The following is a 20,823-nucleotide window of genomic DNA, read 5'->3' as shown; positions in this document are numbered from 1 at the left end:
GCAGCGAAATAAAGGAGGAGGCCGAAGGCCGGGGGACATTCGCGGAGCAAGGTACCCCGTCGGCGTGAGCGCGCCCCGAACGACTGCATCAATCGAGCTGCGCCCCCGATTTCTTCACGACGTCTTTCCACTTCACAGACTCGCTGCCGATGAACGCCCCGAGCTTCTGCGGCGAGGTGTCGGCCGAGGCTTCGAGGCCCTGCGCCGCGAACATCTGCTTCACCTTCGGCGAATTGAGCACTTCAGCGAAGGCATGGTTGAGCTTGCTCACGCGGTCGGCAGGTGTGCCGGCCGGCGCGACGATGCCGAAGAACACGCTCACGTCGTAGCCCTTGTAGCCCTGCTCCGAAATCGTCGGCACATCGGGCAACGCCTGCGAGCGCGCGACGGTGGCCACGCCCAGTGCGCGCAGCTTGCCGGCCTTGACGTAGGGCAGCGCGGTGAGGATGTCGGTGAAGGTCATGCTGACCTGGTTGCCCAACAGGTCGTTGAGCGCAGGGCCGGTGCCCTTGTAGGGAATGTGCTGCAGGTCGGTGCCCGCCACCGAGTTGAAGAGCACGCCCGCGAGGTGTGACGACGCGCCGTTGCCCGACGATGCATAGCTGAGCTTGCCGGGGTTGGCCTTGGCGTAGGCCACGAGCTCCGGCACGGTCTTCACGGGCAGGGCGGGGTTCACCACCAGGATGTTGGGCAGGTAGCCGACCTGGATCACCGGCGCGAAGCTCTTCACCGGGTCGTAGTTGATCTTGCGGTACAGGCTCGCGTTGATGGCCAGCGGGCCCGAGGTGCCGAACAGCAGCGTGTGGCCGTCGGCCTCGGCGCGCGCCACGTACTCGGCGCCGATGTTGCCGCCCGCGCCCGCGCGGTTCTCCACGATCATGGGCTGGCCGAGGCGGTCTTTCATCTCGGCGGCCAGCGTGCGCGCCATCGCATCGGTGGGGCCGCCGGGCGGGAAGGGCACGACCAGCATCAGGGGCTTGGTGGGGAAGGCGTCGGCGGCTTGCGCTGCGGGCATTGCAGTCAACAGCGTGGCGCAGGCGGCCAGCAGGAAGGTGAAGCGTTTCAAGGATGTCTCCGTTTTTTGTATGAGGGGAAAAGAAGATCAGGCCGGCACCGTCGTGGATTGAACGGTGGCGGCATTCCAGTCCGCGGGCATGGCATCAGGCGACAGCGGATCGCGCGGCAGCACGCGATGCAGCAACACCAGCTGCGCCCAGCGCAGGCGCGGTGCGGAGCCGCTGTGTGCGGCTTCCCAAGCCATCGCGATGGCGCTGGTGCAGTGATAAAGCGCCGAGGCGGCCTGCCGCGCGAGCACGTCGCCGCCTTCGTGCGCGGCGGTTTCGGTCAGCGCTGCGGCACGGTCGAGTGCGTCGCGCAAGGCCCTGGCGAAACCGGGAGCAAGCGCCGCATCGTCCAGCAGCTTCGCGCAGTGCGCGCGCAGCACAGGCAACGAGCCTTCGCGTTTCACCGCGCGAATCACGTCGAGCGCCACGATGTTGCTCGTGCCTTCCCAGATCGAGCCCAGGTGCGCGTCGCGCACGAGGCGCGCATCGCTCCATTCCTCGATGTAGCCGCAGCCACCGCGCACCTCCATCGCATCGCCCGTGACCTTGCGCGCATCGCGACACGCGCGAAACTTGATGAGCGGCGTGAGGATGCGCAGCAGCGCATAAGCGTCGGGCTCGGCCGCGTCGGAGCGCGCGAGCGCCAGCGCCGTCTGGCACACCATCGTGCGCGCCTGCTCGGCCGGCAGGCGCAGCTTGTCTAGCTGGCGCTGCATCAGCGGCATCTGGTCGAGCGTGCGGCCGAAGGCGCGGCGCTCCGATGCGATGAACTCGGCCTCGGCCACCGCGCGGCGCATCAGGCCGGCGGCACGCGCGCCGTTCGACAGGCGCGAGTTGTTGACCATGTCGGCCATCTGCACGAAGCCGCGGCCCGCTTCGCCCACGAGGTACGCGACCGCGCCTTCGAGGCGGATCTCGCCGCTGGCCATCGAGCGCGTGCCCAGCTTGTCCTTCAGGCGGATGATGCGGTAGCGGTTGAGGCTGCCATCTTCGAGCCGGCGCGGCAGCAGGAACAGCGACACGCCCTTCATGCCCGCCGCGCCATCGTCGGCACGCGCCAGCACCATCGCGAAGTCGGCATCGGGGTTGGAGCAGAACCACTTGTCGCCGGTGATGCGCCAGCTGCCATCGGCTTCCTGGTGCGCCATCGTGGCGGTGGCGGCAATGTCGGAGCCGGCGGCCTGCTCGGTCATGAACATCGCGCCCTGCGCCAGCTCGTCGAAGTCGAGCGAGGTCAGGCGCGGCAGGTACTTTGCGACCAGCTCCGGGCTGCCGAACTTCTTCAGCGTGCGCGTGAGCGAATCGGTCATCGACACCGGGCAGCACAGGCCGAACTCCGCCTGCACGAACAGGTAGGTCAGCACGTACTTGACCAGCGGCGGCATCTTGCCCTGCCAGCCCAGCGTGTCGTCGCGGTGCGAGATGGCGGCCAGGCCGAACTCGCTGAGCGCGAGGCGTTCCATTTCGACGTAGGCGGGGTGCTTCACCACCTTCTGCTCGTCGAGGCCGGTGCGCGTGCGCTGCTTCAGCACGGGCGGATTGCGGTCGGCGGTGCCGGCCAGCTCGTCGAGCAGGCCGCCCGCAAGGCCGCCCAGGCGCTCGAAGTGCGGCTGCATGTGGCGCCGCAGGTCGTCGGGCAGGTACAGCGCGAGCAGCGCGTGCAGCTCGGCGTCGGTGGTGAACAGGTTCTGGCCGTGGCGATCGGGGATCGGATGGGCGTGCTCTGCGGACATGCGTTTTGTCTCCATGGTTCCTTGAGTCCTTGGTTTGGCGCATTGTTGAAGCCGCGACGATCCGTGTCTAATATCGATTTGGTCTTGTTCGATTCGATCTGACTATCCATGGAACTGAGGCACCTTCGCTACTTCTCCGTGCTCGCCGAAGAGCTGCACTTCGGGCGGGCGGCGCGGCGCCTGTCGATCTCGCAGCCGCCGCTGTCGGTGGCGATACGGCAGCTGGAAGACAACGTGGGCGCGCGCCTCTTCGAGCGCAACAGCAAGGAGGTGCGGCTCACGCCCGCCGGCGAGGCGCTGCGCGTTTCGGCGCGGCGCGTGCTGCTGCAGGCGGAAGAAGCCGCCATCGAGGCGCGCGACGTGGCGCTGGGCTCGGCCGGGCGGCTGCGCATCGGCTTCGTGGGCGCGATGCTGTACCGGGGCCTGCCGCAAGCGCTGCGCGCCTTTCAGGCGAAGCACCCGGCGGTGCGCATCACGCTGAGCGAACTCAACTCCGGCGTGCAGATCACCGAGCTGCTGAACGACCGGCTGGACATAGGCTTTGCGCACACGCGCCGTGTGCCGCTCGAACTGCAGCACCGGCTGCTGCTGTCCGAGCCCTTCGTGGCCTGCCTGCCGGCGGGGCATGCGCTGGCGCGCAAGCGGGTGCTGGCGCCGGTCGACCTGCGCGACCAGCCTTTTGTGCTGTTCTCGCGCGAGGCTTCACCTGACTATCACGAGCGCATCCTGTCGATCTGCGCCGACGCTGGCTTCCTGCCCGAGGTGCGGCACGAGGTGCGCCATTGGCTGGCCGTGGTCTCGCTGGTGTCGCAGGGCATGGGCGTGGCGCTGGTGCCGCAGGCGATGCGGCATTCGGCCTTGCGCGGCGCGGTGTTCAGGCCGCTCGACCGGGTGGTGGCGCAGTCGGAGGCCTATGGCATCTGGCGCAACGGGCCGGCCAACGTGCTGGTCGAGCGTCTGCTGCAGGGCGTGGTCGACGCGCAGCCGGCCGCCGCCGGGCCGCCCCCTTGGGGGGTGGAGAATTACACGCAGCGAAGCGGAGTGAAAAGCCGGGGGGCCGACATTTCTAGGCGTAGAGCGGCTCTTCGGCCATCTGCTCGCACTGGTCTTCCAGCACGAGAATTTGCCCCTTCCAGTAGTCGCTGGAGCCGAACCACGGGAAGTTGATCGGGAAGATCGGGTCTTCCCAGCGCCGCGCCAGCCATGCGCTGTAGTGAATGAGCCGCAGCGTGCGCAGCGGTTCGATCAGTGCCAGCTCGCGGCGGTCGAATTCGCGGAACTGTTCGTAGCCGTCGAGCAGGCCCGACAGCTGCGACGTGCGCTGCGCGCGGTCACCCGATAGCAGCATCCACAGGTCCTGCACCGCGAAGCCGGTGCGCGCGTCGTCCAGGTCGACGAAATGCGGGCCGCCTCCCGGTCGGTCGGTCGGCGTCCAGAGGATGTTGCCGGGGTGCACGTCGCCATGCAGGCGCAGCTTGCGGGGCTTGAAGTCGGAGGCCGGTGGCTGCAGCGCGAGGGCGGTCGCGCGGACCATGTCCAGCGCCTCGTTGCAGGTCTTTTCCCAGTCGCGCTGCATGTCGAGCGGGATCTTGTCGTTCTCCAGCAGCCAGTCGCGCGAGTCGAGGCCGAAGGTCTGCAGGTCGAGCGCGGGGCGGGCCTCGAAAGGCTTGGCGCTGCCCACGGTGTGGATGCGCGCCAGAAAGCGGCCGACCCATTCGAGCACCTCGAAGTTGTCGAGCTCGGGCGCGCGGCCGCCGCGGTAGGGGCTCACGCTGAAGGCGAAGCCGGCGTGGTGATGCAGCGTCTTGCCGTCGAAGGCCAGCGGCGGCACGGCCGGCACTTCGCCGGCGGCCAGTTCGAGCGAGAAGCCATGCTCTTCGAGGATCTCGGCCTCGCTCCAGCGGCCGGGACGGTAGAACTTGACCACCACCGCCGGATGCGGGTTCGGGTCTTCCAGGTAGACCTGGTAGACCCGGTTTTCATAGGAGTTCAGGCCTGTGAGCCGGCCGTCGCCGTGCAGGCCGAGCGTCGCGAGCGCGTCGAGCACCACGTCTGGCGTGAGGCTCTCGTAAGGATGTGTGTTCGCGGGCGCCGCGGAAGAAAGGGTCATGCGGCGATTGTCGCCACACGGCGCCCCGCGGGCTCAGGCGTTCGCAGGTTGTTTGTAAAGAGAAAGGATATGGCCCGTGCGAGGGTCGCCCTTGCCCGCGAGCACCTGTGCATAGGCGGCCTGCACCGCCTCGCCGCCATCGTGGTGCTCCGCGTGCAGCCAGGGGGACTTTGCATCGGTGACGGTGGCCAGGAAGTTGTGCCAGGCCGCGACCATGCGGCGCCCGAACTCCTCGGCGCCCCATTCGCTGGTGCGCTTCTTGATCTGCGCCGGCGCGAAGAACAGCGTGGCGCGTGGGCCCGACAGGTCTTTGCCCGCGCCCTTGGTCGCAAGCTGTTCGACGTGCGTGCCGCCGATGGAGCTGCTGTACTTGAGGTTCGTAAAGCGCTCGTGGATGGCGTTGCGCAGCGCACCGTTGCCGGCGAAGTCGACGTACACACAGGATGTGTCGGCCGCGATGGTGTCGAGCGCGTCGTAGGTCACCACGCGGTCGTAGCAGCCGAGGCTTTCGCAGAAGGCCACGTTGGCGGGCGAGGTCAGGCCGATCACCTCGATGCCTTCGCGCTGGTGCAGCTGGAAGGCGGTGCCGTAGGCTGTCTTGCTCGATGCGCTCGACAGCAGCATGGTCTTCGCACCGAAGAAATCGTTGTCGGCCATGAAGTCGTCGATCAGCCACGAGGTGATGAACAGCGGGCGCAGCAGGGCCTGGATGTCTTCGGTGTCGGCCGTGTAGAGCGCATCGCTGGCGCAGCGGAAGTACTGGTTGTAGACGGCGGGCAGTTCCGCGCGGTGCGGCGCCACGTCGGTGAAGCGCTCGGGCGAGAGCCGTCCGGGGCTCAGCACTGCGGCCGAGCTCATCGGCCAGTAGCCGTAGAGCCGCTCGCCCACCGCCACGCCCGGGTGCAGCGACTGCACCACGCTCGCAAAGCCCCACACGGGGATGCTGCCCCAGCCTTCTTCGCCGCTCGGGAAGAACTGCCAGTAGCTCATCGCATCGCCGAAGGCGGCGTACGTGATGTTGTTGGAGGTGAGTGCAAAGCTGTCGATGCGCACGCGCACCTGGCCGTCGGCGAGCGCTTCGTCGGTGGCGGTGTGCAGGCGCGTGGTGGCGAGCTGGTCTTTGCGGATGAGGAAGCTGGTGGTGCTCATGAGCGGGGCTCCTGGCAGTTGGTGTCCAGCTACGTTAGCCAAGCTTGATGAAAGGCGCTATCTCGCGGCGGGTTTTGGCGTCACCCGTGAGACATCGGCGGACATTAAAAAAGCGGCCCGGCTTGTGGCCGGGCCGCTTGTTCGCGAGTGATCGGGGCAGATCAGGCGATGGTGAGTTCGACGTCGATGTTGCCGCGGGTGGCGTTCGAGTAGGGGCAAACTTGGTGAGCGGTGTCGACCAGCTTCTGCTTGGCATCTGCATCCAGGCCAGGCAGCGTGATCGCCAGCTTCACGGCGATGCCGTAGGCGGCGCCGCCGTTCGTCGGGCCAAGGGAAACGCTGGAGTCGATGGCGACGTCTTCAGGCACCTTCACGCCGATCTTCGGGCCGACGGCCTTCATCGCGCCGATGAAGCAGGCGGCATAGCCGACCGCGAACAGCTGCTCGGGGTTGGTGCCGGGCTTGCCGGAACCGGGCGAGCTCAGCTTGACGTCGATGGCGCCGTCGCTGGACTTGCCTGCGCCGTCACGGCCGCCGACGGTGTGAGCTTCTGCGGTGTAGAGAACTTTGTCGAGCTTGGTGGTCATGGTGATTCCTTTGGTGATGATGAAGTGGAGGGAGGGTGGTGAAAGGCTTCGTTCTCTCTTGATGGGATCGACCGAAGCGGGAGAAAAATGTTGCGCTGCGTCAGGCTGCCTTCTTGATGCGGTCGCGCAGGGTCTGGATCTGCTGGGTGAGCGAAATCAGTTCGGGCACCGAGCACTCGGTGGCGGCCATCAGGCAGGCCGGCACGTTGGATGCGCGGCTCTTGAGCCTGCGGCCGGCAGCTGTCAGGGTGATGTGCACGCGGCGCTCGTCGGCCACGTCGCGCACGCGGGCCACATAGCCGTTGGCTTCGAGGCGCTTGAGCAGCGGCGTGAGCGTGCCTGAATCGAGCGAGAGCCGTTCGCCGAGCTCGGAGACCATGAGGCCGTCTTGCTCCCAGAGGGCGAGCATCACGAGGTATTGGGGGTAGGTGAGCTGCAGCTTTTCCAGCACCGGCTTGTAGAGCCGCGTCATGGCCAAGGAGGCGGAGTACACGGCAAAACACAGCTGGTTGTCCAGCTTGAGCATTTCGTCGGCGGGGACTGGAGTGGAGCGCATGGCCTGAATTGTAGCGAGCAATTAGATTGTGTGCAACTTAATTTGCAAGCGTTGGTTTCGGCAGAGGCTACAGTCGGCCGGGAACGGGCATTCTGAACCTGCAAGGCCAGTGAATCCAACTTTCATGTCCGCCTGTTGACCCGGCCCCAGGGGCAGCCCTTAAAAAGGGAAGAACGTCGAAAAAGGTTCTCTTCATGCAATCCACTTCTCGCTCTTTCAGTCCATCCGAAGCCGCGAGGCGGCTCGGTGTTTCGGCCAAGGCCTTGCGGCTCTATGAGCAGCGTGGGTTGGTGGAGCCCGGCCGGAGCGCTTCAGGGTGGCGGGTCTACGGCCAGAAGGAGATGGCCCGGGCCGCCGAGATCGTCGCGCTTCGCGCACTCGGCTTCAGCGTCGCCCAGGTGGGACGGGTGCTGGAGGGCAACTCCCAAGGCCTGGAGCCAACGCTGGCGGCACATCAGGCGGCGCTGGAAGCGCAGCTTCGCCAGCTTGCCCGCACTGTGGAGAAGGTCCGTGGGCTGCGAAGCGATCTGGTGCAGGGCCGCACGCCGACCATCGGCGAACTGATGGACCTGCGGGCGCCGGTCTCCGAAGTCCGCGTTGCATTCGAACTCCCGTGGCCATGGGGTGGAGAACTCTTCGAATTGCGCGACATCCGTTCCCTGAACTACATCATCGGCCCGCTAGGCAGCGGCAAGACCCGGCTGGCGCACAGCCTCGCCAATGCAATGTCCAACGCTGCCATGCTGGGGCTGGAGAGACTCGAAGATGACGAGGTGGCAGCAGCAAAGTCGCGGTTGGATGGCGATCCCCTGCTGAAGTCCCGCGTCGACGAAGCCCTGGCGTGGCTTGTGGAAGACGGCGCCACGCCATCGGATGCCTTGATCGCATTGCTCGCGGGGCTGGAGGCCAATGGGCCGGATGCCCTGGTCATCGACATGATCGAGCAAGGTCTCGACCACGCAGCCCAGGAGGCGTTGATTGCCTGGCTGCGCCGCCGCGGGCCCGAAGCGCGGCCCCTCTTCATGCTCACCCGCTCCTGCGCCATCCTCGATCTGTCGGCAGTCGGTCCGGACGAAACCATCATCCTCTGCCCCGCGAACCACAGTCCGCCGACCCAGGTTGCGCCCTATCCCGGCGCGCCCGGTTACGAGGCTGTTGCCACTTGCCTGGCTTCGCCTGAAGTGCGGGCCCGGACTGCGGGAGTCATGCAGTTGCAGGTGATGAAGAGACCCAGCCTCACCCCTTGAACCGCTTGCGCGTCAACGCCAGCGCAATCCAGAACGCCACCACCGCATACACCGCCAGCACCGCTGCATGCAGCCACCAGTCGGCCGGCCACTGGTCCATGAACAGCGGCCGCACCAGCGCCACCGCATTCGTCAGCGGCAGCCACGCTGCCACGGCCTTGACTGCGGAGGGCAGTTGTTCGAGCGGAAAGAACACACCGCTCAGGAACATCATCGGCGTCATGAACAGCGTGAAGTAGTACGTGAAGAAGTCATAGCCCTTCGCCAGTGCATTGAAGATCAGCGCGATCGACGAGAAGGTAATGCCAGCCCCGATCAGCACCATCCACGCGACGATGAGCTTAGGGCTGTGGCTGATGCCCAGCCCGAGCATCACGAACAGGATCGCCGTGACGGTGAAGATCGATTTGAACGCCGCCCACAGCATCTCGGCCATCACGATGTCGTCGAGCCCGACGGGCGCGTTCATGATGCCGTCCCATGTCTTTTGCACGTGCATGCGAGAGAACGCCGAGTACAGCGCCTCGAAGCTCGCCGCGTTCATCGCGCTCATGCAGATCGATCCGCTCGCGAGGAACAAGATGTAGGGCACCTTCACGCCGTCGACCGACACCTGCCCCACCAGTGCGCCCATGCCGTAGCCGAAGGCCACGAGCCAGATCAGCGGTTCGGCGATGTTGCCGATCAGGCTGGGGATGGCGAGCTTGCGCCACACCAGCAGGTTGCGCAAAAACACGGGCCACCAGCGCAGCGATATCTCGGGCGGGCGCCACACTGAAGGTGAAGGGGGCGCGGTCGTTGCAATCGGTGCGGTCGTTGTTGTTGTCGTGTTCATGGTCTAGCCGTCCTCGCGAATCTGGCGGCCGGTGAGCTTGAGGAACAGGTCCTCCAGGTTGGCCGGTCGATGAAAGGTGCGCAGGCCGCTGTGCTGCGTCAGCGCATCGAGCAGCCGCCGCGCGTCCTGCGTGTAGAAGAAAATCGTCTCCCCGCTGACTTCCACGCGCGCCGCCATCGCCTTCAGCTCGGGCGATTCCGCCAGCGACAGCGCGCCGTTGCCATACACCTCGACCACGTCGGGCTCCAGGTGCTCGGCGATCAGGTCGCGCGGGCGGCCTTCGGCGATCTTGCGGCCGTGGTCCAGCACCAGCAGGCGTGAGCACAGGCGCTCGGCCTCGTCCATGAAGTGCGTGGTCAGCAGGATCGACTTGCCCTGCTGCAGCAGCACCTGCAGCCGTTCCCACATCAGGTGCCGCGCCTGCGGGTCGAGCCCGGTGGTCGGTTCGTCGAGCAGCAGCAGCTTCGGGTCGTTGACCAGCGCACGCGCCAGCGACAGCCGCCGCCGCATGCCGCCCGAGAGCTCGCCCGGCTTCGCATCGGCCTTGTGCGACAGCGCCGCGAACTCCAGCAGCTGCGGCACGCGTGCGCGCACATGCGCCTTGCTGAAGCCGAAGTAGCGGCCGTACACCACGAGGTTCTCGGCACAGCTGAAGTCGGGGTCGAGCGTGTCGAACTGCGTGACCACGCCCAGCTGCGCCTTGATGGCCAGCGCATCGCGCGGCATCTGCAGGCCCAGCGCGGAGATGTCGCCGCCATCGGGCGCGGTGAGGCCCAGGCACATGCGGATGGTGGTGGTCTTGCCCGCGCCGTTCGGGCCGATCACGCCCAGGCACTCGCCGGGTGCGATCTCGAACGACAGGTCGTCGACGACTGTGGTGTCGCCATAGCGCTTGCGCAAATGGCTGGCGTGGAAGAGAGGGTGTGGAGCGGAAGAGATGATGGACGGCACGCAACCATTCTGACGCAGTCGCCTGAAAACCACGGGCACCATGGGTCCTCGATAACCCGGGTCGAACGGCGCTGCGGCGGCCTCACAATCGACGCCCAGTTGCATTGCGCGGTGGGAGGCCCAAGGATGCTGCGTTTCTGGTTGGCGCTGTCGGTTGTGCTGCTGCTCGGCGCCTGCGCACCTTTTCATCGGCCCCTGGCGGTCGCGGACCGCAACAAGGTCCAGGAAGTCGACGTACGCGTCGTCGTCGCGCAAGAGAGCTTCATGTTCTCCGCGCAGCCGCCCGGCGTGAGCGCGGCCACGGGTGGCGGGCTGATCGGCGCGCTGATCGACTCGTCGGTGCAGCAAACGCGCCAGAAGGAGATGAGCGCCGAGGTGCAGGCCATCGTCGGCCCGCTGCTCGACTACGACTATCGCGTGGAGGCGGGCAAGGCGCTAGCCACACTGCTGGCCGAGCCGAGCTCGTTCCCGCTGAAGATCCGCTCCTCGCAGGTGCTCGCGGCCATGCCGCTGAAGGCCGAACAGGAAGCCCGCATCGCCGCCACGAAGACCGGCCCCGCCTACATGGTGCTGTTGCTGCAATACGCGCTGGAGCCGGGCCTGGGCGCCTTCACCACGCGCACCTCGGCCCTGCTCTGGCAGGACGGCCGCAGCGAGCCGAGCTATCGCGCCTCGGCCATCTTCCAGACGCCCATCGGCGGCACCGCGCGCGCCGCCGTGCTGCGAAGGCTCACTGCGAATGACGGGCAGGTGCTGCGCGGCGTGATGCGCGAGTCGATGGCACAGACCCTGCATGCGGTCGCGCTGGACATTGCCGGCGCCCGTTCAGGTGGCGTTAAGACTGCGCGCTTTAATGTCAATGGCTCGTGGGTGACGCTGGCCGGCCAGAGTTTCGACGAGCAGCCCGGCCGCGTGCTGTTCCGCGACCAGGACGGCGCCATGTATTCGGTCAGGAACACCGCCCCATGAGGTCACGCCAAGGACTTGCCATCGCCACCACACTGGCCGCGCTCTGCGCCATGCCCACTCTGTCGCACGCCGTCACCGAGAGCGAGCCGCTCCCCATGATCTTCGAGCCGGCGCCCGAGCCGGCCGAACGCCCCAACAGCGTGCCGGCCGCGTCGCTGCGGCTCGCGCGTGGCTGCACGCTGTACCTGACGTCGATCGAGGACGCTCGCAGCAACAAGGCCAACGCCGGCAACCTCACCGTGATGCTGCCGACGGTGCATGCCACGCCCCGGTCCGTGCAATCGCTGCGCAGCGGCGACGCCACCGCGTGGACGCGCGGCGCGCTGCAGTCGACGAGCCGCTACGGGTTCCAGACGGTGCTGGGCGCGCCGCCCGCGAGCGCTGGTGCCAGGCAGGTGACTGCGGACGTGGCCCTGCGCCTGGCCCACGCGTGGTCTGTGGAGCTGAACCTGGTGTCGCACGTCGTGCTCAAGGTGAACTACCGCCTGCCCGGCGGCGAGACTGTCTTGCGCCAGTACCACGGCATGGGCACGCGCACCAACTGGGCCAGCGCCAACGGCGAGTTCATGTCGGTGCTGAATCTCGGCCTCGAAGAGGCGGTGCGTGGCATGGCGAGCGATGCTGCAGCGCTCTGCGATGGCCTGCCCTTGCCCGCGCCGGTGGTCGTGCCATGAAGAGCAGGCTGGAACTTCACCTGACCTGCGATGTGCCGCACGAATCGCAGATCCCGTTCTTTGTCGCGGTGTGCGAGCAGATCGGGCTGCGGCCGCTGCTGATCGACCATCACCACGACAACGGCGGCGAGCGAAAGCAGCAGCTCTCGGCTACCGCCTGGTTGCGCGCCGATCTCGAAGAAGCCAAGGCCGAAGCGATGGCGTTGGCGCAATGGCTGGCGCGGGCGGGTATGGCGGTGCTGGGCGTGAAGGTCGATGCGCCCGTGCAGGACGCCGAGCAGCTCGACTGCGCCGGCCAGTATTTCGAGTGGCGCGGCAAGCTGCGTCAGCAGCAGTGCGACATGTCTGCGCTGCAGCAGCTGTGCGAGGCGCACGGCGCGCAGTTGTCGCGAGACAGCCTCCGTGAAGAAGCCTGCACTTGCTTCGTGACGCTGCGCAGCTGCGAATCCTTGGAGAAATTCACGTCGCGCGTGTCGGCCGTGACCGGACAGCTCGAGCGCGACGGCTGGCCGGTGCTGAAGCAGGATTCGGAAATCTGCCTGCTCGACAGCCGCGAGTTGCCCCGGAACTGCAATTGCAATTGCAATGGCAACTGCACCTAGAGCCTGAGCCCGCTGAACTCCATCTTCATCCACTCGATGAACGCCCGCGTGCGCGCGGGCAGCAGCCGCGCATTGGGATAGATCACGCTCACCGGCCGCGGCGGCGGCTCGAAATCTTCCAGCACCAGCTTCAGCCGGCCCTGCGCCACGTGCGGCATCACCTGGTACGAGAAGAAGGTGCCGAAGCCCATGCCTGCCGCACACGATTCGATGGCCGGCGCGAGGTGGTTGAACTCCAGGCGGTTGTTCGGCGTCACGCTGATCGTCTTTCCGCCTTCGCGGAACAGCCACTGTGCCGGCGCATCGACGCGGCCCCGCACGCAGGGCGCGCCGTTCAGGTCGCGAGGATGCGTTGGCGTGCCGTGCCGCGCCAGGTAGTCGGGGCTCACGGCCACCACGCGGCGGATGGTGCCCAGCGTTTGCGCCACCAGCGACGAATCTTCCAGCGGGCTGATGCGGATGCCCACGTCGATGCCCTCTTCGAGCAGGCTCACGGTGCGGTCGTACAGCCGCACGCTGCAGCGCACCTTCTCGTAGCGCTGCATGAAGCGCACGATGGCGGGCGCCACGTACATGTGGCCGAAGAGCACCGGCGCGGTAATGGTGAGCTGGCCTGCCGGTTCGCGCGCCTCGGCCTTCAGCGCGAGGTCGGCGGCGTCGGCCGCGAGCAGCACCTCGCGTGCGCTTTGCAGGTAGTGACGGCCTTCTTCGGTGAGCGAAAGGCGGCGCGTGGTGCGGTGGAACAGGCGCACGCCCAGGTGCGCTTCCAGCGCGGCGAGCGCGCGCACCACCGCGGGCAGCGAGGTGCCGAGCGCCTCGGCGGCGCGGGTCAGGCTGCCCTGGTCGGCAATCTGCACGAAGGTCTGCATGGCCTTGAAGCGATCCATGGGTGGTGATTAAACCGGAAAACGCAGCAGTCAAATACAGGAATGGCTATTCATTCATTTGATGCAAGAGAGAAGAATCGAGGCACCGCCCCCAGCCATCTCGAAAAAGGAACGCCTCCATGAACGCCGCAGCCGCCAATCGCCCCGCCCAGCCCATCAAGCTCTACGGCACCACGCTCTCTGGTCACGTGCATCGCGTGCGGCTGTTCCTCACGATGCTCGGCCTGCCCTTCGAGAACGTCGAGATCGACATGCGCAAGCGCGACAACCGCGCGCCGGAGTTCCTGGCGCGCAACCCCTTCGGCCAGGTGCCGGTGATCGAGGACGGCGACGTCACTCTGGCCGATTCCAACGCCATCCTGGTCTACCTCAACGAGCGCTATGCGCCCGACCCCGCACGCTGGATGCCACGTGATGCCGTCGGTGCGGCGCGCGTGCAGCGCTGGTTCTCGGTGGCGGCGGGGCCGCTGGCGTACGGCCCGGCGGCCGCGCGGATCATGGCGCTGTTCGGCCATACCACCGACCCGACGGAGACCGTCAAGCGCTCGCATGCGCTGCTCTCGGTGATGGAGATGCACCTGCAGCAGCAGTCCTTTCTTGCCGGGTCCGCTGCGACGCTGGCCGACATCGCGAACTACGCGTATGTGGCGCATGCGCCCGAAGGCAGCGTGTCGCTCGATGCCTACCCGAACGTGTGCGGCTGGCTCGAGCGCGTGGAAGCCTTGCCGGGCTTCGTACCAATGGTGCGCACGCCCATCGGGCTTGCGGCGGTTTCATGATCGCGGCGCCGTTCCACGCGGGCGAGCGGGCGTTGCAGGCCCTGGCGGGTTCTCGCGAGCAGATGGAGGTGGCCGGGCCTCGCGTCATTCGCGACTACATGCCCGACCAGCACCGCGAGTTCTTCGGGCTGCTGCCGTTCCTCGTGGTCGGCAGTCTCGACGCGGATATGCAACCCTGGGCCAGCGTGCTCGCGGCACCCACCGGTTTCGTGCATTCGCCAGATGCCACGCACCTGCGCGTCGATGCGCTGCCCGCGGCGGGCGATCCGCTCGTTGGCCAGTTGAAGCAGGGCGCCACGCTGGGCCTGCTCGGCATCCAGCCGCATACGCGGCGGCGCAACCGCATGAACGGTACGGTCGAGGTGCTCGACAGCGAGGGCTTCATGGTCGCGGTGCAGCAGAGCTTCGGCAATTGCCCGCGCTACATCCAGGCGCGCGAGCCGGAGTTCGTTCCGCCGCGTGCCGATGCAGGGCCGCAGGCGCAATGGCTCGACAAGCTCGACTTGGCGGCGCACCGCCTCATCGGCAGCGCCGACACGCTGTTCATCGCCACGGCCTATCCGAACGAGGTCGCGGCGGGCGATGAGGCCGATGCGAGTTCGCACGGCGTCGATGTGTCGCACCGCGGTGGTCGCCCTGGCTTCGTGCGCATCGACGGCGACGACGTGCTCACCGTGCCGGACTTCAACGGCAACCGCTTCTTCAACACGCTCGGCAACCTGGCGGCGTATCCGCGCGCGGGGCTGCTCTTCGTCGACTTCGACAGCGGTGATCTGCTGCACGTGGCAGCCACGGCCGAGATCGTGTGGGACGGGCCCGAGGTGGCCGAGTTCGAAGGCGCGGAGCGGCTGATGCGCTTCCACGTCACGCACGCGCTGCGCCGCCCGGCGGCGTTGCCGCTGCGCTGGGGCGACGCGCAACTGTCGCCCCACCTGGCGGGCACGGGTCAGTGGAACACGGGGATGCGCCCGTTGACCGACGGCCGGTAGCTCCAGCCGCGCAGGCGCTGCGCATCGAGGTCGGGCGCGCGGCGCAGCAGGGCGTCGAGGCTGGCCGCCGCCAGCGTGCACGCCAATGCCTGACCGGGACACCCATGCATGCCGTGGCCGAAGCCGAGCATGCGGCGGCGGGCGCGAACGAGCATGAAGCTGTCAGGGTCGGGGTTGAACGCCGCATCGCGATTTGCCGAGGCCAGCAGCACCAGCACCGCATCGCCGGCTGCCAGTGCAGTTCCGGCGATGGTGACGGCTTCGGCGGCAAAGCGTCGCGTGTTGTGCACTGGCGGGTCGTGTCGCGCTGTTTCTTCGACGATGGCCTGCAGGCCATCGCGCGTGCGGGTCGAGGGGCGCAGCGAAGGCTCGCGCATCAGCGCTATCAGGCTGTTGCCGACCAAGCCCGCCGTGGCGTCGCAGGTCTGGGATAGCAGGCCGGCGACGTTTGCCAGCAGCGAGCGCGACAGGGGTGCATCGCCCGCGCTTTCAGCGAGCACGGCCGCAAGCAGCGTGCCGTGCCGTGGCGACTCGCCTGCCACCAGAACTTCAAAGCGCGTCATCAATTCGCCCGCTGCGGCGCTCGCACGCTGCAACTGCTCGGGCGTGGACAACGGCGACAGGCAGGCCACGAAGTCGCGCATCCACCGGTCCACCTGCGGCAGCGCATCGTCGGCAAAACCCAGCAGGTGCGCGACGGCCTGCACGGGCATCGAGAAGAGCGTGTCAGACAGCGGCTGCCGTTGCGACACGCGAAGCGCCACTTGCAGGGCCGCCGCATGCACCGCGTTCAGGTCGAGCCCGGCCAGTGCGCGTTGCAGCGCGGGCCGGTGCGCCTGGTGCGCCGCGCCGTCGTTCATGCGAACCAGATGGCCGAATACCTCACCGGCCGCGCTGCCCACGATGGCGCGCGGCACCGGCTCGGCGGGCGGCCGCACGCGCAGCGCGCCGTGCGCGAGCAGCACCTCTTCGATCACGTCCGCGCGGCTCGCGACCCAGAGGCGCAGCTTCTCGTTCCACGCGAGCGGCGGCCCGTCGCGAAGGGCGGCGTAGTACGGATAGGGGTCGGCATGCGTGACGGCTGCGACCGGGTCGGCGGGCATGTCGGCGAGGGTGGGGCTGTGGCTTGAGTTCATGGCCGCAGTGTGCGATCGAACCCGCCGCCACACTTCGTCCGCGAACGAAGTGTCGGATGCTGCGTCGTCTTACGATGAGCGCATGGACACCACCGCTTCATCCGCCGATTTCCAGCTGGCCCGCCTGGCCGGCGCCATCGCCGAGCCGGCGCGCGCCCGCATGCTGAGCTGCCTGATGGACGGCCACGCGCGCACCGCGACCGAGCTTGCCACCGTGGCCGAAGTGGCCGCGTCCACGGCGAGCGCACACCTCGCACGGCTGAAGGACGAACGGCTGGTCGACCTGCTGGTGCAAGGCAAGCACCGCTACTTCCGCCTCGCCAACGACGACGTCGCCGCCGCGCTCGAAAGCCTGATGGTGGTGGCCGGCGCACCGCGCACGCCCGAGTTCAAGCCGAACACGCCGAGCCGCCTGCGCAGCGCGCGCACCTGCTACGACCACATGGCGGGCACGGCTGGCGTCGCGCTGCACGACCGGCTGCATGCGCAAGGCTGGCTCAGCGGCTTGCAGAGCGGCTCGTACGAACTCACGTCCGAAGGCGCGATCGCGCTGGAGAGTCTTGGCGTCGAGGTCGATGCGGTGCGCCGCTCGCGCCGCCGATTCGCCTGTGCCTGCCTCGACTGGAGCGAACGCCGTCCGCACCTGGGCGGCGCGCTGGGCGCTGCGTGGCTGCAACTGTCGCTGCGCCGGGGATGGGTGCGGCAGGAGTTGGACGGGCGGGCGCTCACACTCACGCCGAAGGCTCAGCGCGAAATGCCGGAGCTCTTCGCGTGAAGTGCCGAAGGCTCAGGCTTTCAGCTTGAGCAGATAAATCAGCGGCCCGGCCATCGCCGTGTCGAGATCGAGGAAGCTCTCGAAGTCCTTGCCCGCCATCCAGTACGCGTCCCAGTTGTTGCGCTTGATGGTCTTCTGCCAGACATCGGCCGTGGTGGCGCGGCGCACGGCTTCGAGCAGCACGGCCTTGCGTTCGGCCGGGACCTTCTTGCCGGTGAGCACGCCGCGCCAGTTGGCGAGGTCGGCGTCCACGCCCTGTTCGCGCACAGACGGAATGCCCAGGAACGGCCGCTTGGACGACACGCCGATGGCGCGCAGCTTGCCGCTGGCCAGGCTGTCGCTGAATTCGCTGTAGCCCGAGATGCCGGCCGCCGCCTTGCCCGTTTCGAGCGCCTCGACCACCTGTGCGCCGCCGGGGTGCGGCAGGTAGACCAGCGCGCCCGCGTTGCCGGCCACGCGCGCGAGCATGCCGGCGTACATGTGGTCCACGCCGCCGGCCGAGCCGCCGGCGATGACTGTCTTTGCGGCATCGGCGCGCAGCTGCGCGATCAGGTCCTTGGGTGTCTTGATGGGCGAGTCGGCCTTCACCGCCACCACTTCGTAGTCGCTGGTGAGCCGTGCCACCGGCGCGACCTGCGCCATCGTGACGGCGGGCTTCTGCAGCGCCACTGCGCCGACCATGACCATGCCGCTCATCAGCAGGGTGTCGGGGTCGGCGTCGTATTTCTCGACGTACTTTGCCAGGCCGATGGTTCCGCCCTTGCCGCCGATGTTCTCGTAGCTGATGTCGCCCACCGCGCCCGAGGCGATCATCGCGGCGCCGAGCGCGCGGCCGGTCTGGTCCCAGCCGCCGCCTTCGTTGGCGGGAATGACGATGCGCAGCTTGGTGGCGAGCTGCGGTTCAGCCGCGCCGGCCATCGTGGGCCAGAGCGCTGCGGGCATTGCGCCCGCGGCAGCGGTCGATGCGATCCACGCCGCAAGGCTGCGGCGAGAGAGGCCGGTCGGCACGAGATGCGGCATTTTGTTTCCAGTTGTCTGTAAAAGTAACCGGATGATGTCCGAAAAACGTGTCAAGCCCCCATTTAGCGGGCCTAGGGAAAACCCGAGGGGACTGGCCGTTCTCAGGCTTTGAGCTTGAGCAGATAGATCAGCGGGCCGGCCATTGCCGTGTCGGTTTCGAGGAAGTTCTCGAAATCCTTGCCCTCCATCCAGAAGGGGTCCCAGTTGTTCTGTTTGATGGCTTTTTGCCACACATCGGTGGCGGTGGCGCGCCGCACCACCGTCAGCAGCGCCGCCTTGCGGTACGGCGGCACCTTGCGGCCGGTGAGCACTCCGCGCCAGTTGGCGAGGTCGGCCTCCACGCCCTGCTCGCGCACCGAGGCGATGCCCTGGAATGGCCGCTTGGACGACACGCCGATGGCGCGCAGCTTGCCGCTGGCCAGGCCCTCGCTGAATTCGCTGTAGCCGGAGATGCCGGCCGCGGCCTTGCCGGTCGTCAGCGCCTCGACCACTTCCGCGCCGCCGGGGTGCGGCAGGTAGACCAGCGACTGCGAAGCGTCGGCCACGCGCGCCAGCATGCCGGCGTACATGTGGTCCACGCCGCCGGCCGAGCCGCCCGCGATGACGGTATTGGCCGCATCGGCGCGCAGCTGCGCGATCAGATCCTTCGGCGTCTTGAGGGGCGAATCGGCCTTCACCGCGACCACCTCGTAGTCGCTGGTGAGGCGAGCGATCGGCGCCATGTTGGCCATGGTGACGGTGGGCTTCTGCAGCGCCACTGCGCCGACCATGACCATGCCGCTCATCAACAGGGTGTCGGGGTCCGCATCGTATTTCTCGACGTACTTCGCCAGGCCGATGGTTCCTCCCTTGCCGCCGATGTTCTCGTACACCACGCTACCGACCGCGCCGGACGCCAGCATCGCGGCGCCGAGCGCGCGGCCGGTCTGGTCCCAGCCGCCGCCTTCGTTGGCGGGAATCACGATGCGCAGCTTGTTGCTCACGGGCGCGTCGGCGGCGTGGGCGGCGCGAGGCCACAGTGCGGCATGTCCTGCGCCGGCGGCTGCGGCCGAGGCCGCGATCCATGTCGAGAAGCTGCGACGGGAGAGGGGAACGGAGCGCGACTGGGTCATCTTCTTTCCGGTTGCTGTGGGGTAAACCGGATGATGTCCGCGAAACGGCGCAATCCCGCGCGATGGCGGGCAGGACAAACCCTGAGGGCCCGGCCTCTGTAGTGGCCCTCCAGAAGCCCTTCTTCTTACTGGAACGCCACCTCGGCAAAGCTGCGCAGCTTGCGGCTGTGCAGCCGCGTCGAGCCCTCTTCGCGCAGTATCTCGATGGCCCGCATGCCGATGCGCAGATGCTGCTCCACGCGCTCGCGGTAGAAGTGGTTGGCCATGCCGGGCAGCTTGATCTCCCCGTGCAGCGGCTTGTCGCTCACGCACAGCAGGGTGCCGTAGGGCACGCGAAAACGGAAGCCGTTGGCCGCGATGGTCGCGCTTTCCATGTCGAGCGCCACGGCGCGGCTCTGGCTGAAGCGGCGCTGCGGCTGGTTGCCCGGCAGCAGCTCCCAGTTGCGGTTGTCGGTGCTGGCCACGGTGCCGGTGCGCATGATCTTCTTCAGGTCGGGGCCTTCGTAGCGCGTGACGTCGGCAACGGCCTTCTCCAGCGCGAGCTGGATTTCCGACAGCGCCGGAATCGGCACCCACAGCGGCAGTTCTTCGTCGAGCACGTGGTCCTCGCGCACGTAGGCGTGGGCCAGCACGTAGTCGCCAAGCTGCTGCGTGTTGCGCAGGCCGGCGCAGTGGCCCAGCATCATCCACGCATGCGGGCGCAGCACGGCGATGTGGTCGGTGATGGTCTTGGCATTGGCCGGGCCGACGCCGATGTTGACCATGGTGGTGCCGCTGCAGTCCTCGCGCACGAGGTGGTAGGCCGGCATCTGCGGCAGGCGGGGCGGGGCGGTGCCCTGGCTGCCGTCGAGCAGGTGGCCGTAGGTGGCGCTCGAACCCGCAGCGAGCCCGCGCCGGCGCGTGACCACGTTGCCGGGCTCGATGAAGGCGACGTACTCGCTGTTCTCGTCGGCCATGGCCTCGTGGCCCAGGCGCACGAACTCGTCGATGTAGAACTGGTAGTTGGTGAACAGCACGAAGTTCTGGAACCACTCGGGCGCCGTGCCCGAGTAGTGGCGCAGGCGGTGCAGCGAGTAGTCCACCCGCGCGGCCGTGAAGAGCGACAGCGGCTGCGCCTCGCCGTCGCGCGCCTCGTAGGTGCCGTTGGCGATGCCGTCGTCCATCACGCCCAGGTCGGGCAGGTCGAACACGTCGCGCATGAGGGCGCGACGCTCGGCGCTCATGGTGCCTTCGATGTGGTCGTTCTCGGCAAAGGAGAAGTGGATCGGAATGGGCTGCGTGCTGGTGCCCACCTCGAGCTCGACCTGGTGGTTTTCCAGCAGCAGGCGGAACTGGTCGAGGTAGTAGCGCGAGAACAGGTCAGGCCGCGTCAGCGTGGTCTCGTAGCGGCCCGGGCCGGCGACGAAGCCGTAGCTCAGGCCGGCGTTGGCCGGCGGCGTATGGCGCGAGACGGTGTGCGTGTGTACCCGCACGAAGGGGTAGCAGGCCCGCACCCGGCCCGGCAGCGCCTCGCCGGCAACGAAGCGCAGCATCGATTCGCGCAGGTGGGCGAGGCCGCCCTGGTAGATGGCCTTGACCTGTTCGAGTGCAGCGGCGGCATCGGTGAAGCGGGCGGGAGCGACAAAGGTGGGCATGTAGGGCATGACGG

At 67.7% G+C, this 20,823-nt stretch carries 20 protein-coding genes and 1 pseudogene; 8 read left to right on the top strand and 13 right to left on the bottom strand.

The genetic code is table 11. The annotated features are described in order from the left end of the window. Positions 1–88: 88 nt before the first annotated feature. Positions 89–1,066, bottom strand: a complete 978-nt coding sequence (locus tag ACSFBF_RS17030; protein ID WP_435468938.1) for a Bug family tripartite tricarboxylate transporter substrate binding protein — start codon at positions 1,064–1,066, stop codon at positions 89–91. 36 nt (positions 1,067–1,102) lie between these two features. Then, a complete protein-coding gene (locus ACSFBF_RS17025; protein WP_435468936.1) occupies positions 1,103–2,797 on the bottom strand; it encodes an acyl-CoA dehydrogenase family protein in 1,695 nt (564 codons plus the stop codon). A gap of 108 nt (positions 2,798–2,905) precedes the next feature. Here ACSFBF_RS17025 and ACSFBF_RS17020 point away from each other — a divergent pair. After that, positions 2,906–3,793: pseudogene (locus ACSFBF_RS17020) on the top strand (LysR family transcriptional regulator); the annotation flags it as partial. Positions 3,794–3,863: 70 nt separating this feature from the next. Here ACSFBF_RS17020 and ACSFBF_RS17015 read toward each other — a convergent pair. The 4 genes from ACSFBF_RS17015 to ACSFBF_RS17000 form a co-directional block, all read right to left on the bottom strand. After that, entirely contained in the window at positions 3,864–4,907 is a 1,044-nt protein-coding gene (locus ACSFBF_RS17015) for a serine/threonine protein kinase (protein WP_435468934.1), read from the bottom strand. Between the two features lie 33 nt (positions 4,908–4,940). Continuing rightward, positions 4,941–6,056 (bottom strand): DUF2855 family protein, encoded by a 1,116-nt coding sequence (locus ACSFBF_RS17010; RefSeq protein WP_435468932.1) that lies wholly within the window; start codon positions 6,054–6,056, stop codon positions 4,941–4,943. Positions 6,057–6,217: 161 nt separating this feature from the next. Beyond that, complete coding sequence (locus tag ACSFBF_RS17005; protein ID WP_093058675.1) at positions 6,218–6,643, bottom strand: organic hydroperoxide resistance protein; 426 nt, start codon at positions 6,641–6,643, stop codon at positions 6,218–6,220. Between the two features lie 100 nt (positions 6,644–6,743). After that, positions 6,744–7,199, bottom strand: a complete 456-nt coding sequence (locus ACSFBF_RS17000; RefSeq protein ID WP_435468930.1) for a MarR family winged helix-turn-helix transcriptional regulator — start codon at positions 7,197–7,199, stop codon at positions 6,744–6,746. Between the two features lie 194 nt (positions 7,200–7,393). Between ACSFBF_RS17000 and ACSFBF_RS16995 the strand changes: the two genes are divergently transcribed. Continuing rightward, on the top strand, positions 7,394–8,446 hold the full coding sequence (locus tag ACSFBF_RS16995; RefSeq protein WP_435468928.1) for a MerR family transcriptional regulator: 1,053 nt from the start codon (positions 7,394–7,396) through the stop codon (positions 8,444–8,446). Here ACSFBF_RS16995 and ACSFBF_RS16990 read toward each other — a convergent pair. Both ACSFBF_RS16990 and ACSFBF_RS16985 read right to left on the bottom strand, forming a co-directional pair. After that, positions 8,436–9,281, bottom strand: a complete 846-nt coding sequence (locus ACSFBF_RS16990; protein ID WP_435468926.1) for an ABC transporter permease — start codon at positions 9,279–9,281, stop codon at positions 8,436–8,438. The two genes, ACSFBF_RS16995 and ACSFBF_RS16990, sit on opposite strands and share 11 nt — an antisense overlap. A gap of 3 nt (positions 9,282–9,284) precedes the next feature. Continuing rightward, on the bottom strand, positions 9,285–10,274 hold the full coding sequence (locus ACSFBF_RS16985) for an ATP-binding cassette domain-containing protein (protein ID WP_435468924.1): 990 nt from the start codon (positions 10,272–10,274) through the stop codon (positions 9,285–9,287). Between the two features lie 84 nt (positions 10,275–10,358). On the opposite strand from ACSFBF_RS16985, the gene ACSFBF_RS16980 reads away from it, so the two are divergent. Genes ACSFBF_RS16980 through ACSFBF_RS16970 form a run of 3 tightly spaced genes read left to right on the top strand, consistent with a single transcriptional unit; the run spans position 10,359 to position 12,477 of the window. After that, on the top strand, positions 10,359–11,201 hold the full coding sequence (locus ACSFBF_RS16980) for a hypothetical protein (RefSeq protein WP_435468922.1): 843 nt from the start codon (positions 10,359–10,361) through the stop codon (positions 11,199–11,201). Then, positions 11,198–11,875, top strand: a complete 678-nt coding sequence (locus ACSFBF_RS16975; protein ID WP_435468920.1) for a hypothetical protein — start codon at positions 11,198–11,200, stop codon at positions 11,873–11,875. Before ACSFBF_RS16980 ends, ACSFBF_RS16975 begins: the two co-directional genes overlap by 4 nt. Continuing rightward, a complete protein-coding gene (locus ACSFBF_RS16970) occupies positions 11,872–12,477 on the top strand; it encodes a hypothetical protein (protein ID WP_435468918.1) in 606 nt (201 codons plus the stop codon). Before ACSFBF_RS16975 ends, ACSFBF_RS16970 begins: the two co-directional genes overlap by 4 nt. Here the strand turns inward: ACSFBF_RS16970 and ACSFBF_RS16965 are convergent. After that, positions 12,474–13,364, bottom strand: a complete 891-nt coding sequence (locus ACSFBF_RS16965; RefSeq protein ID WP_435468916.1) for a LysR family transcriptional regulator — start codon at positions 13,362–13,364, stop codon at positions 12,474–12,476. The genes ACSFBF_RS16970 and ACSFBF_RS16965 overlap by 4 nt on opposite strands. A 119-nt stretch (positions 13,365–13,483) precedes the next feature. On the opposite strand from ACSFBF_RS16965, the gene ACSFBF_RS16960 reads away from it, so the two are divergent. Together ACSFBF_RS16960 and ACSFBF_RS16955 are read left to right on the top strand one after the other, a co-directional pair. Next, the gene (locus ACSFBF_RS16960) at positions 13,484–14,143 is read left to right on the top strand and encodes a glutathione S-transferase family protein (RefSeq protein ID WP_435468914.1); all 660 of its coding nucleotides are present in this window, start codon (positions 13,484–13,486) and stop codon (positions 14,141–14,143) included. Beyond that, positions 14,140–15,132 (top strand): flavin-nucleotide-binding protein, encoded by a 993-nt coding sequence (locus tag ACSFBF_RS16955; RefSeq protein ID WP_435468912.1) that lies wholly within the window; start codon positions 14,140–14,142, stop codon positions 15,130–15,132. Before ACSFBF_RS16960 ends, ACSFBF_RS16955 begins: the two co-directional genes overlap by 4 nt. Here ACSFBF_RS16955 and ACSFBF_RS16950 read toward each other — a convergent pair. Next, on the bottom strand, positions 15,090–16,268 hold the full coding sequence (locus tag ACSFBF_RS16950) for a cytochrome P450 (RefSeq protein ID WP_435468910.1): 1,179 nt from the start codon (positions 16,266–16,268) through the stop codon (positions 15,090–15,092). The genes ACSFBF_RS16955 and ACSFBF_RS16950 overlap by 43 nt on opposite strands. A gap of 82 nt (positions 16,269–16,350) precedes the next feature. On the opposite strand from ACSFBF_RS16950, the gene ACSFBF_RS16945 reads away from it, so the two are divergent. Then, a complete protein-coding gene (locus ACSFBF_RS16945) occupies positions 16,351–17,043 on the top strand; it encodes an ArsR/SmtB family transcription factor (protein WP_093058685.1) in 693 nt (230 codons plus the stop codon). A 12-nt stretch (positions 17,044–17,055) separates the two neighbouring features. Here ACSFBF_RS16945 and ACSFBF_RS16940 read toward each other — a convergent pair whose 3' ends face one another. The 3 genes from ACSFBF_RS16940 to ACSFBF_RS16930 all read right to left on the bottom strand — a co-directional run bounded on the left by ACSFBF_RS16940 (position 17,056) and on the right by ACSFBF_RS16930 (position 20,818). Further along, positions 17,056–18,063 carry a Bug family tripartite tricarboxylate transporter substrate binding protein gene (locus ACSFBF_RS16940; RefSeq protein ID WP_435468907.1) on the bottom strand — a complete coding sequence of 336 codons (1,008 nt, stop codon included), beginning with the start codon at positions 18,061–18,063 and terminating at the stop codon, positions 17,056–17,058. A 101-nt stretch (positions 18,064–18,164) separates the two neighbouring features. After that, positions 18,165–19,175 (bottom strand): Bug family tripartite tricarboxylate transporter substrate binding protein, encoded by a 1,011-nt coding sequence (locus ACSFBF_RS16935; protein WP_435468905.1) that lies wholly within the window; start codon positions 19,173–19,175, stop codon positions 18,165–18,167. A 125-nt stretch (positions 19,176–19,300) separates the two neighbouring features. After that, positions 19,301–20,818, bottom strand: a complete 1,518-nt coding sequence (locus ACSFBF_RS16930) for an AMP nucleosidase (RefSeq protein ID WP_435468903.1) — start codon at positions 20,816–20,818, stop codon at positions 19,301–19,303. Positions 20,819–20,823 lie beyond the last annotated feature (5 nt).

The organism is Variovorax nivicola (assembly GCF_051216475.1).
In the GTDB taxonomy this organism is placed as follows: Bacteria; Pseudomonadota; Gammaproteobacteria; order Burkholderiales; family Burkholderiaceae_C; genus Variovorax.
This window is presented reverse-complemented; position numbering and strand designations above follow the sequence as displayed.

Excerpts from the sequence above, each read along its gene's own strand:
- ACSFBF_RS17000 (WP_435468930.1), bottom strand. The coding sequence starts at position 7,199 with ATGCGCTCCACTCCAGTCCCCGCCGACGAAATGCTCAAGCTGGACAAC.
- ACSFBF_RS16985 (WP_435468924.1), bottom strand. The coding sequence starts at position 10,274 with ATGGTGCCCGTGGTTTTCAGGCGACTGCGTCAGAATGGTTGCGTGCCG.
- ACSFBF_RS17015 (WP_435468934.1), bottom strand. The coding sequence starts at position 4,907 with ATGACCCTTTCTTCCGCGGCGCCCGCGAACACACATCCTTACGAGAGC.
- ACSFBF_RS17005 (WP_093058675.1), bottom strand. The coding sequence starts at position 6,643 with ATGACCACCAAGCTCGACAAAGTTCTCTACACCGCAGAAGCTCACACC.
- ACSFBF_RS16935 (WP_435468905.1), bottom strand. The coding sequence starts at position 19,175 with ATGACCCAGTCGCGCTCCGTTCCCCTCTCCCGTCGCAGCTTCTCGACA.
- ACSFBF_RS16930 (WP_435468903.1), bottom strand. The coding sequence starts at position 20,818 with ATGCCCTACATGCCCACCTTTGTCGCTCCCGCCCGCTTCACCGATGCC.
- ACSFBF_RS16970 (WP_435468918.1), top strand. The coding sequence starts at position 11,872 with ATGAAGAGCAGGCTGGAACTTCACCTGACCTGCGATGTGCCGCACGAA.
- ACSFBF_RS16960 (WP_435468914.1), top strand. The coding sequence starts at position 13,484 with ATGAACGCCGCAGCCGCCAATCGCCCCGCCCAGCCCATCAAGCTCTAC.
- ACSFBF_RS16955 (WP_435468912.1), top strand. The coding sequence starts at position 14,140 with ATGATCGCGGCGCCGTTCCACGCGGGCGAGCGGGCGTTGCAGGCCCTG.
- ACSFBF_RS16980 (WP_435468922.1), top strand. The coding sequence starts at position 10,359 with ATGCTGCGTTTCTGGTTGGCGCTGTCGGTTGTGCTGCTGCTCGGCGCC.
- ACSFBF_RS17025 (WP_435468936.1), bottom strand. The coding sequence starts at position 2,797 with ATGTCCGCAGAGCACGCCCATCCGATCCCCGATCGCCACGGCCAGAAC.
- ACSFBF_RS16965 (WP_435468916.1), bottom strand. The coding sequence starts at position 13,364 with ATGGATCGCTTCAAGGCCATGCAGACCTTCGTGCAGATTGCCGACCAG.
- ACSFBF_RS16995 (WP_435468928.1), top strand. The coding sequence starts at position 7,394 with ATGCAATCCACTTCTCGCTCTTTCAGTCCATCCGAAGCCGCGAGGCGG.
- ACSFBF_RS16975 (WP_435468920.1), top strand. The coding sequence starts at position 11,198 with ATGAGGTCACGCCAAGGACTTGCCATCGCCACCACACTGGCCGCGCTC.
- ACSFBF_RS16940 (WP_435468907.1), bottom strand. The coding sequence starts at position 18,063 with ATGCCGCATCTCGTGCCGACCGGCCTCTCTCGCCGCAGCCTTGCGGCG.
- ACSFBF_RS16950 (WP_435468910.1), bottom strand. The coding sequence starts at position 16,268 with ATGAACTCAAGCCACAGCCCCACCCTCGCCGACATGCCCGCCGACCCG.
- ACSFBF_RS16990 (WP_435468926.1), bottom strand. The coding sequence starts at position 9,281 with ATGAACACGACAACAACAACGACCGCACCGATTGCAACGACCGCGCCC.
- ACSFBF_RS17010 (WP_435468932.1), bottom strand. The coding sequence starts at position 6,056 with ATGAGCACCACCAGCTTCCTCATCCGCAAAGACCAGCTCGCCACCACG.
- ACSFBF_RS16945 (WP_093058685.1), top strand. The coding sequence starts at position 16,351 with ATGGACACCACCGCTTCATCCGCCGATTTCCAGCTGGCCCGCCTGGCC.